Source organism: Rhodoferax sp. (genome assembly GCF_013297935.1).
GTDB lineage: Bacteria > Pseudomonadota > Gammaproteobacteria > Burkholderiales > Burkholderiaceae_C > Allorhodoferax.
The window spans coordinates 120496-135883 of sequence record NZ_JAAFIX010000009.1 but is presented as its reverse complement, the minus strand read 5'-3'; the positions used below and the strand labels follow the sequence as shown (position 1 = coordinate 135883).

At 59.4% G+C, this 15388-nt stretch carries 17 protein-coding genes and 4 tRNA genes; 18 read left to right on the top strand and 3 right to left on the bottom strand.

Annotated elements, in window-relative coordinates; translation table 11 throughout:
* From QZW03_RS13505 to QZW03_RS13495, 3 genes are all read right to left on the bottom strand, one after another.
* Positions 1 to 928, bottom strand: a 928-nt coding sequence (locus QZW03_RS13505) for a HAMP domain-containing protein (RefSeq protein WP_296510527.1), incomplete at its 3' end; no start/stop codon positions are given.
* Positions 929 to 965: 37 nt separating this feature from the next.
* Positions 966 to 2522: a methyl-accepting chemotaxis protein gene (locus QZW03_RS13500; RefSeq protein WP_296510526.1), complete on the bottom strand. Its 1557-nt coding sequence runs from the start codon at positions 2520 to 2522 to the stop codon at positions 966 to 968.
* A gap of 169 nt (positions 2523 to 2691) precedes the next feature.
* Positions 2692 to 3273, bottom strand: coding sequence for a chalcone isomerase family protein (locus QZW03_RS13495; RefSeq protein WP_296510525.1), 582 nt, complete (start codon positions 3271 to 3273; stop codon positions 2692 to 2694).
* Positions 3274 to 3661: 388 nt separating this feature from the next.
* Between QZW03_RS13495 and trpE the strand changes: the two genes are divergently transcribed.
* The 18 genes from trpE (at position 3662) to rplJ (ending at position 15387) form a co-directional block, all read left to right on the top strand.
* Positions 3662 to 5179, top strand: a complete 1518-nt coding sequence (trpE, locus tag QZW03_RS13490) for an anthranilate synthase component I (RefSeq protein ID WP_296510524.1) — start codon at positions 3662 to 3664, stop codon at positions 5177 to 5179.
* Complete coding sequence (locus QZW03_RS13485; protein ID WP_296510523.1) at positions 5176 to 5496, top strand: chorismate mutase; 321 nt, start codon at positions 5176 to 5178, stop codon at positions 5494 to 5496. Before trpE ends, QZW03_RS13485 begins: the two co-directional genes overlap by 4 nt.
* Entirely contained in the window at positions 5493 to 6068 is a 576-nt protein-coding gene (locus QZW03_RS13480) for an aminodeoxychorismate/anthranilate synthase component II (RefSeq protein WP_296510522.1), read from the top strand. The genes QZW03_RS13485 and QZW03_RS13480 overlap by 4 nt, the downstream gene beginning before the upstream one ends.
* Before the next feature lie 68 nt (positions 6069 to 6136).
* Entirely contained in the window at positions 6137 to 7219 is a 1083-nt protein-coding gene (gene ltaE / locus QZW03_RS13475; protein ID WP_296510521.1) for a low-specificity L-threonine aldolase, read from the top strand.
* 12 nt (positions 7220 to 7231) lie between these two features.
* Positions 7232 to 7894 (top strand): LysE family translocator, encoded by a 663-nt coding sequence (locus QZW03_RS13470; protein ID WP_296510520.1) that lies wholly within the window; start codon positions 7232 to 7234, stop codon positions 7892 to 7894.
* 10 nt (positions 7895 to 7904) lie between these two features.
* Positions 7905 to 8948 carry an anthranilate phosphoribosyltransferase gene (gene trpD / locus QZW03_RS13465; protein WP_296510519.1) on the top strand — a complete coding sequence of 348 codons (1044 nt, stop codon included), beginning with the start codon at positions 7905 to 7907 and terminating at the stop codon, positions 8946 to 8948.
* Between the two features lie 8 nt (positions 8949 to 8956).
* On the top strand, positions 8957 to 9745 hold the full coding sequence (trpC, locus tag QZW03_RS13460; protein WP_296510518.1) for an indole-3-glycerol phosphate synthase TrpC: 789 nt from the start codon (positions 8957 to 8959) through the stop codon (positions 9743 to 9745).
* 3 nt (positions 9746 to 9748) lie between these two features.
* On the top strand, positions 9749 to 10498 hold the full coding sequence (locus tag QZW03_RS13455) for a uracil-DNA glycosylase (RefSeq protein ID WP_296510517.1): 750 nt from the start codon (positions 9749 to 9751) through the stop codon (positions 10496 to 10498).
* Between the two features lie 101 nt (positions 10499 to 10599).
* Positions 10600 to 10685: transfer RNA gene (locus QZW03_RS13450), tRNA-Tyr, on the top strand.
* 34 nt (positions 10686 to 10719) lie between these two features.
* A tRNA-Gly gene (locus QZW03_RS13445) sits at positions 10720 to 10793 on the top strand.
* A gap of 57 nt (positions 10794 to 10850) precedes the next feature.
* Positions 10851 to 10925 (top strand) — tRNA-Thr (locus QZW03_RS13440).
* An 85-nt stretch (positions 10926 to 11010) separates the two neighbouring features.
* Positions 11011 to 12201, top strand: a complete 1191-nt coding sequence (gene tuf / locus QZW03_RS13435; protein WP_296510516.1) for an elongation factor Tu — start codon at positions 11011 to 11013, stop codon at positions 12199 to 12201.
* A 12-nt stretch (positions 12202 to 12213) separates the two neighbouring features.
* Positions 12214 to 12289, top strand: a tRNA-Trp gene (locus QZW03_RS13430).
* Between the two features lie 103 nt (positions 12290 to 12392).
* Positions 12393 to 12776, top strand: a complete 384-nt coding sequence (gene secE / locus QZW03_RS13425; RefSeq protein ID WP_296510515.1) for a preprotein translocase subunit SecE — start codon at positions 12393 to 12395, stop codon at positions 12774 to 12776.
* Positions 12776 to 13363, top strand: coding sequence for a transcription termination/antitermination protein NusG (gene nusG / locus QZW03_RS13420; protein ID WP_296510531.1), 588 nt, complete (start codon positions 12776 to 12778; stop codon positions 13361 to 13363). The genes secE and nusG overlap by 1 nt, the downstream gene beginning before the upstream one ends.
* A gap of 135 nt (positions 13364 to 13498) precedes the next feature.
* Complete coding sequence (gene rplK / locus QZW03_RS13415; RefSeq protein ID WP_087495289.1) at positions 13499 to 13930, top strand: 50S ribosomal protein L11; 432 nt, start codon at positions 13499 to 13501, stop codon at positions 13928 to 13930.
* On the top strand, positions 13931 to 14626 hold the full coding sequence (rplA, locus tag QZW03_RS13410) for a 50S ribosomal protein L1 (RefSeq protein ID WP_296510514.1): 696 nt from the start codon (positions 13931 to 13933) through the stop codon (positions 14624 to 14626).
* A gap of 227 nt (positions 14627 to 14853) precedes the next feature.
* Positions 14854 to 15387: a 50S ribosomal protein L10 gene (gene rplJ / locus QZW03_RS13405; RefSeq protein ID WP_296510513.1), complete on the top strand. Its 534-nt coding sequence runs from the start codon at positions 14854 to 14856 to the stop codon at positions 15385 to 15387.
* The last annotated feature ends 1 nt before the right edge of the window (position 15388 follow it).

Genomic DNA, 15388 nt, shown 5'->3' with positions numbered 1-15388 from the left:
TTTGTTTGACGGTGGAGCCGAGTTCTTCCATGCTGGCTGCGGTTTGTTCCAGGGCGCTGGCCTGGCTTTCGGTGCGGGCGCTGAGGTCGTGGTTGCCTTGGGCGATCTCAGAGCTGGCGGTGGCCACCGCGTCGGCGCTGCTCTTCACGGCCCGCACGGTCTGCCCGAAGCTCATCTGCATTTGGGCCATGGACTGCAGCAAGCGCACAGTTTCGTCGCTGCCAGCGGGCCGGACGTCAGTGTGCAAATTGCCCTGAGCCATGGCATCTGCAACGTCCGCCGCATGGGCGATGGGTTGCGACAACTCCCGCGCCAGAAAAAATGCGCCGGCAACCAGCAAGAGGGTGGATACCAGCCATGCAATGCTGACCTGAATCTTGGAGCTGGAGACTTGCTGGCGGGCCAGCAAGCGGGCGGCCTCTACGCTCTCAATAATGCTGTCGGCCTGCTTGGCCATTTGGTCTTCGAGCTTGCTGAAGGCATCTTGAAATCCGTCCAGCGCTGCCCCGGCCGCAGTCAGGTCTTGCGTCGCAAGGGTCTGGGCTTTTTGGGCGGCACCGATATAGGCTTGAACCATGGGTTTGGTGATTTCCAGTAGCGCTTTGACCTCCGGCGGGAGCGGCTGCGCTTCGAGCCGTTTCAGGGCCTCGTTGAAGGTGGTGGCATGCTCCCCGAGGTCTTTGCTCGCCTCTGCGATCTGGTTGGCGTTTTGGGTGCTTGCGCCTTGGATCAGCAGCAGGACGTCGCCGCGTATGGCGTCATGCATCATGTCAGCCTCTTGGCTGCTCTGGAGCGCCACAGACATGGATTCCGACTGCGCAATGGCATTGGCCAGCCGGTCTGTCTGCAACATTCCAATACCCCCCACCAACGCCGATGCCAGAATTCCGACGAGGCCTAGCGCAACGATTTGGTGCTTAAGTTTCATAAGGCGTCCCGTATTGTTAAAAATCAATTCACACGATTTACATGAATGCTAGCTGCTTTTCGGCGCCCGGGTGCAGCTTAAAAACAGCGACAAGGCTGACCAGTTCCTGGGCTTGCTGCTTTAAGCCGGAGGCGGCCGCCGCCATTTGCTCCACCAGTGCGGCGTTCTGCTGGGTGGCTTCGTCGATTTGTGTGACGGCTTGGCCGGCCTGGCTGACGCCGATGCGCTGTTCGTGGCTGGTGCTGCTGATTTCGCTCACCATGGTGCTGACCTCGCGGATGGCTTTCACCACTTCGGCCATGGTGTGGCCTGCCTGCGCGGCTTGTTCGCTGCCGAGGGAAACTTGCTCAACACTTGCGCCGATCAAAGACTTGATTTCTTTGGCGGCCTCGGCGCTGCGGCCTGCGAGACTGCGCACTTCAGCAGCCACTACGGCGAAGCCCCGCCCCTGTTCACCGGCACGGGCGGCCTCGACGGCGGCATTCAGCGCCAGAATATTGGTTTGGAAGGCAATACCGTCAATCACGCCAATGATTTCCGAAATCCGGTGGGACGCTGAGTGAATGCCCTTCATGGTGTCCACTACCCTGCTGACTACTTCTCCCCCCCGGCTTGCTACTTCAGATGCACTCGTGGCCTGGTCATTCGCTTGCGCGGCACCGTCCGCACTCCGGCTGACCGTGGCACCCAGCTGGTCCATGGAGGCGGCAGTTTCTTGCAGGGCACTGGCTTGCTGCTCGGTGCGGACGGAAAGGTCATGGTTGCCCTGCGCGATTTCCGTGCTGGCATGGGACACACCCTCGGCCCCCTCGCGCACTTTGGTGACCAGCGTGGACAGGTGTTCTTGCATGGTGTGGAGTGCGCGCAGCAGGGCGGCGACCTCGTCTTTGCCACTGGTGTGAAAGGTGCTGGTCAAGTCACCTTGCGAGACTTTTTCAGCAGCGTCCACCGCTTCGCTCAAGGGGCGCACGATCTGGCGGCTCATCCAGATGCTGCCGGCAAAGCCGATCAGGGTCACCAGAGTCATGACGCCATAGGCCAAGCGGCTCCCGCTGGCAGCCAAGGCACTGGCCGAGGCTGATGCCTTGTCTTCTTCCTCCGACAGGTGTTTGCGCAGTTCGACCAGCAAGCCGGCGGCCTCGCGGTCTTTGCCGCGCGCAGCTTTGTCCCCGGCGGTGGCATCCAAGTCGCTGGCCTTGTAGGCCTCGAAGGCAACCCCGTAGGCTTTTGCAGCCCCCTGCATGGCAAGGCCCAGTCGGGTGGCGAGGTCGCGGCTGGTTGCGTCGTCCATCTCCTTGCTTAACTCGTCAAGGCCTTGAATGACTTTGCCCATTTCTTTCTGGTGCGCGGCCCAGTAGGTGTCCAAGTCTTTCGGGTTCTTGCCGCGCAGCAACACGTTTTTCCACTCTTGGATGGCCACGGAGAAGTGGCCTGCGATATCGGCCGCCTTTTTGTTGGCGCTTACATGGGAGAGCACCTCCAGCCGGTAGGTGTCGACCGCATGGTTGAGGGTGCGGATACCGAAAACCCCTCCCATGAAGAGTAAAAGCAAGGCCATGGCAAATGCCAGCGGCAACTTCAGGCTCAGTTTCATGTACATCTCCCTCTTGTTTGGATATGACCGAATGCGCTCGGCCAATCTACCTCGAAGCGCCGGCTTTGTCACCACTTAAGCGCAGAAGCCGGCGAATGAGCCGCGCACAGCGCAAAAAAAGGCCGACATGTTGCCATGCCGGCCTGTGAGGCTTGGAGTAAAGCGAAACTTATTTCTGGCCCAGCAGTGCGTCTTTCAGTTTGAAGTCGGCGGGAGAAGGGCCGAACCAGATGGACATGATGGCTTTGTAAAACTCGGGCTCCTTGAAGGGCTCGCCCTGGACCTTGCCCTTGGCGGTGACCACCATGCCGGTGCCTGGAATCCAGTCGAGGTGAATCACGTCGCCGGGCACCAGGACCTTGTTCACGGTAAAGATCTCGCCCATGCGGATCAGGCCGGGAACTAGCTTCGACATTTCGTTCTTCGGCACGTTGTCTTCCACACCCCGTGTGAGCAGTTTTCCGAACGGGCCGGCTTCAATCTCCCGCACAAAGGTCATGCTCATGCGCTTGGGGCCGGGGGCTGCGATCAACTCGTCCAGCGAACTCACTTTTTGGCTGGTGAAGAGCTCCGCGACGTACACCTTGAACACCGCCTTGTAGCGAGTGCCCGCGCCGTTGAGTTGCAGTTTGCTGCCGGCCAGGGTGATGGAGTCTTCAATTTTCACGCCGTTGATGTCCGGAGCCGCCATGGCTGGCGTCGCAGCGCAAAACGCCAGAACGCATACGGAGAAAAACTGTTTCAATGTCATAGAAGCCTTAAATAGAACGATCGTTCTTTTTTATAGATTGAATTCTGCATTTTCACCACCGAAAGCGCATCAGGGTTTTCGCGGGTGACGTGGTTTCTTTGCACCGGAGCACCGCGGTGTGTTTGCTACACTGGCAGCCTATGTTTATCCACCACATCAGCAGAACAGGTTTGAGCGACCGGGGGGCCTGGCCCTGGCGTACCTTGTCTGTTGTGCCTGGGCTCTAACACCTGCCGGCCGCACTTTGCGGCCAACGCGCACGGTTTGTGAGCTTTGCGCGATCAAGTGGCACGGATTCCCCTCCGATCTATTGCGCGCACCTTTTCAGGGTTTGAGGCCGAGCCTGCAAACTCCCCGTGAATAGATTGTTTGAGAGGCGCCGCCCCCGATGACTGAATCCGAATTTCTGGCCCTGCAAGCCCAAGGCTACAACCGCATCCCCTTGAGCACGCAGGCTTTTGCCGACCTGGAAACGCCGCTCTCGGTCTACCTCAAGCTCGCCCGCCATGCCGGTGAAGCCGAACCCGCTGCCAACAGCTTTTTGCTGGAGTCGGTGGTGGGCGGCGAGCGCTTCGGGCGCTACAGCTTTATCGGCCTGCCCGCCCGCACCTGGGTGCGCGCCAGCGGCTTTGGCAGCCACGCGCTCACCGAGGTGGTGACCGATGGTGCGGTGGTCGAAACCTCGACTCTGAACCCCTTGGACTTTATTGCGCAGTACCAGCAGCGTTTCAAAGTGGCGCTGCAACCGGGCATGCCCCGCTTTTGCGGTGGCCTGGCCGGCTACTTCGGCTACGACGCCGTGCGCTACATCGAGAAAAAGCTGCAAGACACCTGCCCACCCGACGAGCTGGGCACGCCGGACATCTTGCTGCTGCAGTGCGAGGAGCTGGCGGTGATCGACAACTTGTCGGGCAAGCTGCACCTCATGGTCTATGTGGACCCTGCCGCGCCGGAGGCCTACGCCCGCGGGCAGGCGCGGCTGGCGGAGCTGCGCGCCAAGTTGGCGCAAGCGGTGAGCGCGCCCGACATCAAACCCACCCCCGGGCATGCCGCCCAGCGCGACTTTGCCAAGGCGGACTACATTGCCGCCGTGGTGCGCGCCAAAGAGCTGATTGCCGGAGGCGACTTCATGCAGGTGCAAGTGGGCCAGCGCATCAAGAAGCGCTTTACTGCCTCGCCCTTGAGCCTGTACCGCGCGCTGCGCACGCTGAACCCCAGCCCGTACATGTATTTCTACAACTTCGGAGATTTTCAGGTGGTGGGCGCTTCGCCGGAGATTCTGGTGCGGCAGGAGTTGGTGACGGTGGACGGCAAAACCGGCACCAAAGTCACCATCCGCCCCCTGGCCGGCACACGCCCGCGCGGCGCCACCCCCGAGGCCGACAAAGCCGCCGAAGTGGAGCTCATCAACGACCCCAAAGAGCGCGCCGAGCACGTGATGCTGATTGACCTGGCCCGCAACGACATCGGCCGGATCGCCGAAATCGGCTCGGTTAAGGTGACGGATGCATTCATCGTCGAGCGCTACAGCCATGTGATGCACATCGTGAGCAACGTAGAAGGCACGCTGAACGCGGGCATGACCAGCATGGACGTGCTCAAAGCCACATTCCCTGCCGGCACTTTGACCGGTGCGCCCAAGGTGCACGCTATGGAGCTGATTGATCAGCTGGAGCCCATCAAGCGCGGTATTTACGGTGGCGCCTGCGGCTACCTGAGCTACGCGGGCGATATGGACGTGGCCATTGCCATTCGCACCGGCATCATCAAAAACCAAACGCTGTATGTGCAGGCCGCCGCGGGTGTGGTGGCTGACAGCGTGCCCGAGCTGGAGTGGGCCGAAACCGAGGCCAAAGCCCGGGCGCTGTTGCGTGCGGCCGAGTTGGTCGAGGAGGGCATGCAATGATCACTGCCCAACACGCCCGCCACTGCGAGACCATGGCCGAGGTGCGCAGCCATATTGATGCGCTGGACGAGCGCATCACCGCGCTGCTGGTGGAGCGCACCGGCTACATGAGCCAGGCCGCGCGCATCAAACAAGACGTGACCAAGGTCCATGACCAGGAGCGCATTGAATTCATTGCCGCCCGGGTGCGCCGCATGGCGGCAGATAACGGCGGCCAGCCGGATGTCGTGGAAGCCGCCTACCGCGCCCTGATGGACGCATCGATTGCATTTGAGCACCGGGAGTTTGCCCGCCTGCGCCAAGGAGAAACCGCATGAAACTCGTGATGATCGACAACTACGATTCGTTTACCTTCAACATCGTGCAGTACTTTGGCGAGCTGGGTGCCGAGGTCGAGGTGTTTCGCAACGACGAAATCACCCTTGAAGGCATTGCAGCGCGCGGTGCCGACCGGCTGGTCATTTCGCCCGGGCCGTGCTCGCCCAATGAGGCCGGCATCTCGGTGCCGGCGATCCGCCACTTCATGGGCAAGCTGCCGATTCTGGGGGTGTGCCTAGGCCACCAGAGTATTGGTGCGGCGCTGGGTGGCAAGATCATCCGCGCGCAGGAGCTGATGCACGGCAAGACCAGCGTCATCACCACCACACAAGAAGGCGTGTTTGCCGGGCTGCCCGAAAAGTTCACGGTGAACCGCTACCACTCTCTGGCGATTGAGCGCGCAACCTGCCCGCAAGAGCTGGCCGTGACGGCGTGGACGGCTGACGGCGAGATCATGGGCGTGCGCCACACCGGCCTGCCCCATGCGGTGCGCATGGAGGGCGTGCAGTTCCACCCGGAGAGCATCCTCACCGAGCACGGCCACGCCATGCTGAAGAACTTTTTGCAATAAACCGGTAGGCGAGATGGCTATTGTTTTGATAGCTGCTTGCGCATATTCCACAAGGGCTAGAGGCCAATATGACCACAATTGTTGATTTGCGCAGTGACACCGTCACCCGCCCCACGGCCGCCATGCGCGAGGCCATGGGCTCCGCGCCGGTGGGCGACGATGTGTTCGGCGACGACCCCAGCGTCAATGCGCTGCAGGACAAGCTCGCCGCCCTGCTCGGTTTCGAGGCGGCGCTGTTCATGCCCACTGGCACCCAGAGCAATTTGTGCGCGCTGATGGCGCACTGTGGCCGGGGCGACGAATACATCGTCGGCCAGCTGGCGCACACCTACCGCTATGAAGGCGGTGGTGCCGCAGTGTTGGGCAGCATCCAACCCCAGCCGCTGGCGCAGGACGCCGGTGGCCAGATGGCGCTGGCGGATATTGCGGCCGCCATCAAGCCCGACGACTGCCACTTCGCCCGCACCCGCTTGCTGTGCCTTGAAAACACCTGGAACGGCAACCCCATGCCCGCCAGTTATCTGGAGCAAGCCACGGGCCTCGCCCGCGAGCGCGGGCTGGCGGTGCACTTGGATGGCGCACGCCTGTTCAACGCGGCGGTGGCGAGCCGGCAGGACGGCGAAACCGCGCTAGCCGCTGCACGCCGGATTGCCAGTTACTTCGATAGCGTGTCGGTGTGCTTCAGCAAAGGGCTTGGCGCACCGGTGGGCTCTGCCCTGTGCGGCAGCCGCGAGCTGATTGCCCGTGCCCACCGCATCCGCAAAATGACCGGCGGCGGCATGCGCCAGGCCGGCTTTTTGGCCGCCACGGCCAGCTACGCGCTGGATCACCACATCGACCGCCTGGCAGACGACCACGCGCTGGCGCAGCGGCTTGCGCAAGGGTTGCGCGGTATCGACGGGCTGCAGGTGCGCTCGGCGGCGACCAACATTGTGTTTGTGGATGTTGCCGCGGGCCGCGGTCCCGCGCTGCTGGCGTACCTGAAAGAGCAGGGCGTGTGGGCTACCGGGCTGATCGGTCTGCGCTTTGTCACCCACCTTGATGTGGATGCGGCCGGTATCGACCACGCCATTGCCTCGGTGCGTGCTTTCTTTGCCCAGAGTGCGTCGTCTGCGCCCGCGGCAGCGTTGCCCGGCGCCGCGGTGTACTGAGCGGGGCAGACCATGTTGGCGGAACTTGGCATTGAACACCTAGGCCTGTTTGTGCTCTCGGGCTGGTTGCTGAACCTCACCCCGGGGCCTGATGTCCTCTACATCGTGAGCAACGCGCTGCGTGGCGGGGTGCGGGCCGGCGTGGTGGCGGCGTTCGGTATTACCGCGGGGTGCTTTGTGCACATCGTGGCGGCCGGCTTGGGGGTGAGCGCCTTGATGGCGGCATCGGCCACGGCATTCACCGTGCTCAAGTGGGCAGGGGCCGCTTACCTGCTGTATGTCGGGATCCGCCTGCTCTTGTCCAAAGCAGAAAATGCTATCAAATTAGAAGCGGGTACCGCAATCAATACGGGGGCTAGAGGCCTGAAAAGCATATTTTTCAGTGGCTTTTGGACCAATGCACTCAACCCGAAGGTGGCGCTGTTTTTTCTGGCCTTTGTGCCGCAATTAATTGCTCCCGGGTCGGCGCACCCTGCGGCTGCCTTTTTGGTGCTCGGGGTGCTGTTCAACCTGAATGCCATTCCGATCAACTTGGGCTATGCCTTGGTCGCCGGTTGGGCGGCGCAGCGCACGGCCTGGGTCCAGCAGGGCATGCACTGGCTCGACCGCGTGGCCGGCGCTTTGTTTGTCGGTTTCGGAATCAAGTTGGCGCTCAGCGCCGCACCCAAAGTTTAAGGAGACCTCCATGCCGCACACCGTCAAGATCACCCCTCAAGAGGCGCTCCAGCGCACCATCGAACACCGTGAAATCTTCCACGACGAGATGCTGCACCTGATGCGCCAGATCATGTCCGGAGAGATGTCGCCCGTCATGATGGCGGCCATCATCACCGGCCTGCGGGTCAAGAAGGAGACCATCGGCGAAATCACCGCCGCCGCGCAGGTCATGCGCGAGTTCTCCACCAAGGTGGAGATTGCCGACAAAGCCCATTTGGTAGACATCGTGGGGACTGGCGGCGATGGCTCGCACACCTTCAACATTTCCACCTGCAGCATGTTCGTGGCCGCCGCGGCCGGTGCCAAGGTCAGCAAACATGGCGGGCGCAGCGTCAGCAGCAAGAGCGGCAGCGCCGACGTGCTCGAAGCGCTGGGCCTGAATATCAACCTCAATCCCGCGCAGATCGCGCAGTGCGTGGCAGAGCAGGGCATCGGCTTCATGTTCGCGCCCAACCACCACCCCGCCATGAAGAACGTGGCGCCGGTGCGCAAGGAAATGGGCGTGCGCACCATCTTCAACATCCTGGGCCCGCTGACCAACCCGGCTGGCGCGCCCAACATCCTCATGGGCGTGTTCCACGCGGACTTGGTGGGTATTCAGGTGCGCGCCTTGCAGCGTCTGGGCGCCGAGCACGCCATCGTGGTCTATGGTCGCGACGGCATGGACGAAGTCTCTTTGGGCGCAGGCACCTTGGTGGGGGAGCTCAAAGACGGCGAGATTCGCGAGTTTGAGATTCACCCCGAAGATTTCGGTATGGTCATGGCCAGCAACCGCGCCCTGAAAGTGGAAACGGCGGATGACTCCAAAGCCATGCTGATGGGCGTGCTGAACAACCAAAGCGGGCCGGCCAAAGATATTGTGCTGCTCAACGCCGGTGTGGCGCTGTACGCTGCCAATGTGGCAAATACCATGGAAGCCGGTATCGCGCTTGCGCGAGCAGCTATTGAAACAGGAGCGGCGAAAGCCAAGCTCGACGCGTTGGTGGCTCTGTCAGCCCGCCTCGCCAACTAGGAAAAATCATGAGCGATATTCTGGACAAAATCGTAGCGGTCAAACACCAAGAGGTGGCCGCTGCCCGGGCACGCAAGCCCTTGGACATGGTGCGCGCCGACGCGGAAAGCCGCGTGCTGACGCGTGACTTTGTCGGCGCCCTGCGCGCCAAGATTGCCGCCGGCCAGCCTGCGGTGATCGCCGAAGTCAAAAAAGCCAGCCCGTCTAAAGGCGTGCTGCGCGCAGACTTTATCCCGGCCGACATTGCCCAAAGCTACGCGGAGCATGGTGCTGCCTGCTTGTCAGTGCTCACTGACGTGCAGTTTTTTCAGGGTGAAATCGATTTTCTGAAGCAAGCCCGCGCTTCCTGCCAGCTGCCCGTGCTGCGCAAGGACTTCATGGTCGATGCGTACCAAATTTATGAGTCCCGCGCCATGGGGGCGGATGCCATTCTGCTAATCGCTGCCTGTCTGGACGATGCGCAGATGAAGGACTTTGAGGCCATCGCCCGCAGCCTGGACATGGCGGTGCTGGTGGAAGTGCACGACCACCCCGAGCTGGAGCGTGCCCTCAAGCTCAAAACACCGCTGGTCGGCATCAACAACCGCAACTTGCAGACCTTTGAGGTGTCACTGGACACCACGCTGGCGCTTAAAGCAATGGTGCCGGCTGACCGCTTGCTGGTGACCGAAAGCGGTATCCACACCCGCGATGACGTGCTGCGCATGGGCGCGGCCGGTGTCAACGCCTTCCTGGTGGGCGAAGCGTTCATGCGCGCACCGGAGCCCGGCGAGGCGCTCGCCGCCTTGTTCGGCTGAAAGATGCAGCTCTCGTTGCTGGCCAGTGAGCCGGAGCCTGTGGGGGGAGGACGGCAGGCCAGCCAGTTGCAGTTTGCCGACCCTGACTTGTGGCCGGTGGACCCGAGCTGGGAGGGCATCAAGAAGGCTTTTTTTGAGAGCGCAGAAGGCAAGGCCTTGTGCGCTCGCTTGCAGAGCCGGCTGGACGCTGGTGCTGTCATTTTCCCGCCAGAGCCCTTGCGCGCGCTGTCCCTCACGGCGCTGGGTAGCGTCAAGGTCGTGATCCTGGGCCAGGATCCCTATCACGGCCGTGGCCAAGCGGAGGGGCTGGCTTTCTCTGTCGCACAGGGGGTAGCCATACCGCCGTCACTCCGAAACATTTTCAAAGAACTGAGGCGGGAGGGCGATGCCGCCGGGCCCCTGTTTCCCCCGACGGAGGGGAGTTTGCAATCTTGGGCGCAACAGGGCGTGTTGCTCCTGAATACCTGCTTGACGGTCGAAGAGGCGCTGCCCGCCAGCCACGCCAAGTGGGGGTGGGAGGTGTTGACCGATATGGTGATCCGCGAGGTCAACAGCCAGGCACGAGCTGCGGTTTTTATGTTGTGGGGCGCACATGCGCAGAGCAAGCAGGCCTTGATAGACCCTGAAAAACATCTGGTCTTGCGTGCGAATCATCCATCCCCTCTGTCTGCATCCCGTCCGCCAGTGCCATTTGTCGGGTGTGGTCATTTCAGTCAGGCAAGTAGTTGGCTGCAGGGCAGCGCACAGGCTTGAAATCTGAAGCCAAGCTGTGGCCGAAATGCCCGTTACTACAAAAAACTTGTGCGACAGATGACACGGGCCTCATAAAGCTGGCATAATCCGAGGCTCACCTAGGAGAGGTGGCCGAGTGGTTAATGGCAGCAGACTGTAAATCTGCCCTCTTACGAGTACGCTGGTTCGAATCCAGCCCTCTCCACCAGTGACTTGAAAGACTGATAGATTGGCGGGCCTGTGCGGGGTTCGTATAGTGGTAATACCTTAGCCTTCCAAGCTAAAGCGAGGAGTTCGATTCTCCTACCCCGCTCCAAAGTCACAAGTTGCTGTGTTGTATTGAAGATTTTGAGATTTGCGCAAGCAAGTCTTTGCCCTTTTGGCTCAGTGGTAGAGCACTCCCTTGGTAAGGGAGAGGTCGCGGGTCCGATTCCCGCAAAGGGCACCAATTTGGCGTTGCCGCTGGCATGCTTGTGATGGCGGTAGTACGGCGATAGTTATTTGTTTGAACCTATTACTTTTCGGAGCTAAGCATGGGTAAAGAAAAATTCACACGTACCAAGCCACACGTCAACGTGGGCACCATAGGTCACGTTGACCACGGCAAGACCACACTGACAGCAGCGATCACCACCGTGCTGGCAGCCAAGTTCGGCGGATCCGCCAAGGCCTACGACCAGATCGACGCAGCGCCTGAAGAAAAAGCACGCGGTATTACCATCAACACCGCACACGTTGAATACGAAACCGCCAACCGCCACTACGCACACGTGGACTGCCCCGGGCACGCTGACTATGTGAAGAACATGATCACAGGCGCAGCCCAGATGGACGGCGCTATTCTGGTTTGCTCCGCGGCTGACGGCCCCATGCCCCAGACCCGTGAGCACATCTTGTTGGCTCGCCAAGTGGGCGTTCCTTACATCATCGTGTTCCTGAACAAGTGCGACATGGTTGACGACGCTGAGTTGTTGGAACTGGTGGAAATGGAAGTTCGCGAACTCCTGTCCAAGTACGACTTCCCAGGCGACGACACCCCCATCATCCACGGTTCCGCCAAGCTCGCCATGGAAGGCGACAAGGGTGACCTGGGTGAAGGCGCCATCATGAAGTTGGCTGACGCACTGGACAGCTACATCCCCCTGCCAGAGCGCGCAGTGGACGGCGCATTCCTGATGCCTGTGGAAGACGTGTTCTCGATCTCCGGTCGCGGCACCGTGGTTACGGGTCGCGTTGAGCGCGGTATCGTCAAGGTCGGCGAAGAAATCGAAATCGTCGGTATCGCTGACACCCAAAAGACCACCTGCACAGGCGTCGAAATGTTCCGCAAATTGCTCGACCAAGGTCAAGCAGGCGACAACGTCGGTATCCTGTTGCGCGGCACCAAGCGTGAAGACGTGCAGCGCGGCCAAGTGCTGTGCAAGCCCGGCTCCATCAAGCCACACACCCACTTCACCGGCGAAATCTACGTTTTGTCCAAAGACGAAGGCGGACGTCACACTCCTTTCTTCAACAACTACCGTCCCCAGTTCTACTTCCGTACAACGGACGTGACCGGTGCGATCGAGTTGCCAGAAGGCAAAGAAATGGTGATGCCTGGTGACAACGTGTCCATCACTGTGAAGTTGATCAACCCCATCGCCATGGAAGAAGGCCTGCGTTTCGCTATTCGCGAAGGCGGTCGTACCGTGGGCGCTGGCGTGGTTGCCAAAATCATCGCGTAAAGGAATGACTGTAGGGGTATAGCTCAATTGGCAGAGCGTCGGTCTCCAAAACCGAAGGTTGTAGGTTCGATTCCTACTGCCCCTGCCACCGAAATATAGTTCGGTGGATAACCAAGAGCCCGCTACGGTGTAGCGGGCTTCAGCGTCTTAAGGTCGCTGAAACCGAATGCAAGCAAACGCGAAAAAATAACATGGCATCGACTCAAATTGAAACCGTCAACACCGGCGCAGACAAGCTCAAGCTTGCGGCGGCGGTGGTGCTGTTGTTGGCAGGATTGTCTGCTTTCTACTTGTTGAATAAGCAAGGGCAGCTCGTGCAATGGGGGGCATTGCTCCTTGGCTTGGTGCTCGCTTGCGCTGCATTCTTCACCTCTGAGTCGGGTCGTCAATTGATCGCCTTTGGTCGCGATGCTTGGCGTGAAGTTAAAAAAGTGGTTTGGCCTGAGCGTAAAGAGGCGATTCAAATCACCGCGTACGTTTTTGGTTTTGTGCTGATCATGGCGGTGTTCTTGTGGTTGACTGACAAGACGCTGGAATGGCTCTTTTACGACTTGATCCTGGGATGGAAGAAATGATGACTGACGATGTGCTGGTTCCCGCTGCGCAAGCGGCTGCGTCTACTACCAATCCGGATTTGCGCTGGTATGTCGTTCATGCCTATTCCGGTATGGAAAAGGCGGTCGAGCGCAACATCTTGGAGCGCATCCAGCGTGCTGGCATGCAGACCAAGTTCGGTCGCATTTTGGTGCCGATGGAAGAAGTTGTCGAGGTCAAAAACGGCCAAAAGAAAACCACAGAGCGCAAATTCTTCCCGGGTTATGTGCTGGTGGAAATGGTCATGGATGACGATACTTGGCACTTGGTGAAGCACACCAATAAAGTCACTGGTTTCGTGGGTGGTGCGAAGAATCGCCCTGCACCTATTTCTGAGTCTGAAGTGATGAAAATCGTCAATCAGATGCAAGAAGGAACCGACAAGCCGCGTCACAAAATCGAATTCGTGGTGGGTGAGTTTGTGCGGGTGAAAGAAGGCCCCTTTACCGACTTCAATGGCTCGGTGGAAGATGTCAATTACGAGAAAAGCAAAGTTCGGGTCTCCGTAACTATTTTCGGGCGCTCTACTCCGGTGGAGTTGGAGTTTTCTCAAATCGAGAAGACCTAAATTAAAGTTCATGGCGCTTGGCGCCAAACCCAAGGTGTGTTCCGACTCAGCGCCTTGGTTGTATTGTGAGTCGTTAGCCCCGGGGAGCTGAGACCAATTGATTGGTTGTAAGCGTTTGACCCGTTAGGAGAAATCATGGCAAAGAAAATTGTCGGCTTTATCAAGCTGCAAGTACCGGCCGGTAAGGCCAATCCATCCCCACCTATTGGTCCCGCTTTGGGACAACGTGGTTTGAACATCATGGAATTCTGCAAGGCGTTCAACGCCCAGACCCAAGGTGTTGAGCCAGGTCTGCCATTGCCCGTGGTGATCACCGCTTTTGCTGACAAGAGTTTCACTTTTGTTATCAAAACACCTCCTGCAACCGTCTTGATCAAGAAGGCGATTAAGCTGGACAAAGGTTCTTCGCGTCCTCACGTCGATAAGGTGGGCAAGATCACTCGTGCTCAGCTGGAAGAAATCGCTAAGACCAAGATGAAGGACATGACAGCTGCCGATCTGGACGCTGCTGTTCGCACTATCGCTGGCTCTGCCCGTTCCATGGGCGTGAATGTGGAGGGCGTGTAAATGTCCAAGCTGACTAAAAAACAAAAGACCCAAGTGGGCAAAGTGGACAGCCTCAAGCTGTACGGATTGAACGATGCACTGACCTTGGTCAAAGAGTTCGCTAACGCTAAGTTCGACGAGTCTATCGACGTTGCTGTGCAGCTCGGTATCGACGCTAAAAAGTCGGACCAAGTTGTGCGCGGTGCGGTAGTTCTGCCAAATGGAACCGGTAAGACAAAGCGTGTTGCTGTGTTCGCGCAAGGTGCCAAGGCTGAAGAAGCTAAGGCTGCAGGCGCAGACGTGGTCGGTATGGATGACTTGGCTGCCATGGTGAAAGCCGGCGACATGCCATTCGATATCGTGATTGCCGCCCCTGACGCAATGCGTATTGTGGGTACTTTGGGTCAGATCCTCGGACCACGCGGTTTGATGCCTAACCCCAAGGTCGGTACCGTAACCCCTGACGTTGCAACCGCGGTAAAGAACGCGAAAGCTGGTCAAGTGCAGTTCCGCGTCGACAAGGCTGGTATCGTGCACAGCACCATCGGTCGTCGTTCGTTCGACTCTGACAAGCTGCAAGGCAACTTGGCCGCTTTGGTGGAGGCCTTGAACAAAGCAAAGCCAGCTTCCAGCAAGGGTTTGTACCTGCGCAAAGTGGCAGTGTCGTCTACGATGGGTGTGGGCGTTCGCGTCGATATCCAGTCCATCGCGGCGTAATCGTGAATTTGAGTCGGCCTTTGCGTCGGCTTGATGTGGTGGGCCGGCGAAGCCACTCTGGTGGAGTCGGGCCATCCAAGACCGTTGGTGTGCCGCAGGCACTTAATATTTAACCAACGCAGATGGCGATCCCGCTGCAGATGGAATGAGAGTTCCGTTAACAGTTGGTCGCTGCAATGTGGAGCATGAGCAACGAAAGTTGTGAAGTGCATTTAAAGGAGTAGACCTTGAGTCTGAATCGCAGTGAGAAAGAAGCGGTCATCAGTGATGTGACCGGCCTCGCCGCTAAAGCTCAAACGCTCGTGATCGCGGAATACCGCGGCATCACGGTCGCTGACATGACCAAACTGCGTAACACAGCACGCAGCGCTGGTGTGAGCCTGAGTGTGTTGAAAAACACCTTGGCTCGCCGCGCAGTAGCTGGTACCCCGTTTGACATCGTGTCCGACCAGATGACCGGTCCTCTGATCTACGGCTTTTCCGAAGACGCAGTGGCAGCCGCTAAGGTTGTTGCCGAGTTCGCAAAAACCAACGACAAGTTGGTGATTCGTGCTGGTGCGTATGGCGGTAAGGCTCTGGACGTGAACGGCGTTAAGCAGTTGGCAAGCATCCCTTCGAAGGAAGTGTTGTTGGCGCAATTGCTGGGCTTGATGCAATCCCCCATTTCCCGTACAGCACGTGTGCTGGCGGCATTGGCGGAGCAGCGTGGCGCTGGCGCAGCAGAAGCTGCCCCCGCAGAAGCAGAGACAGCCGCAGCTTAAT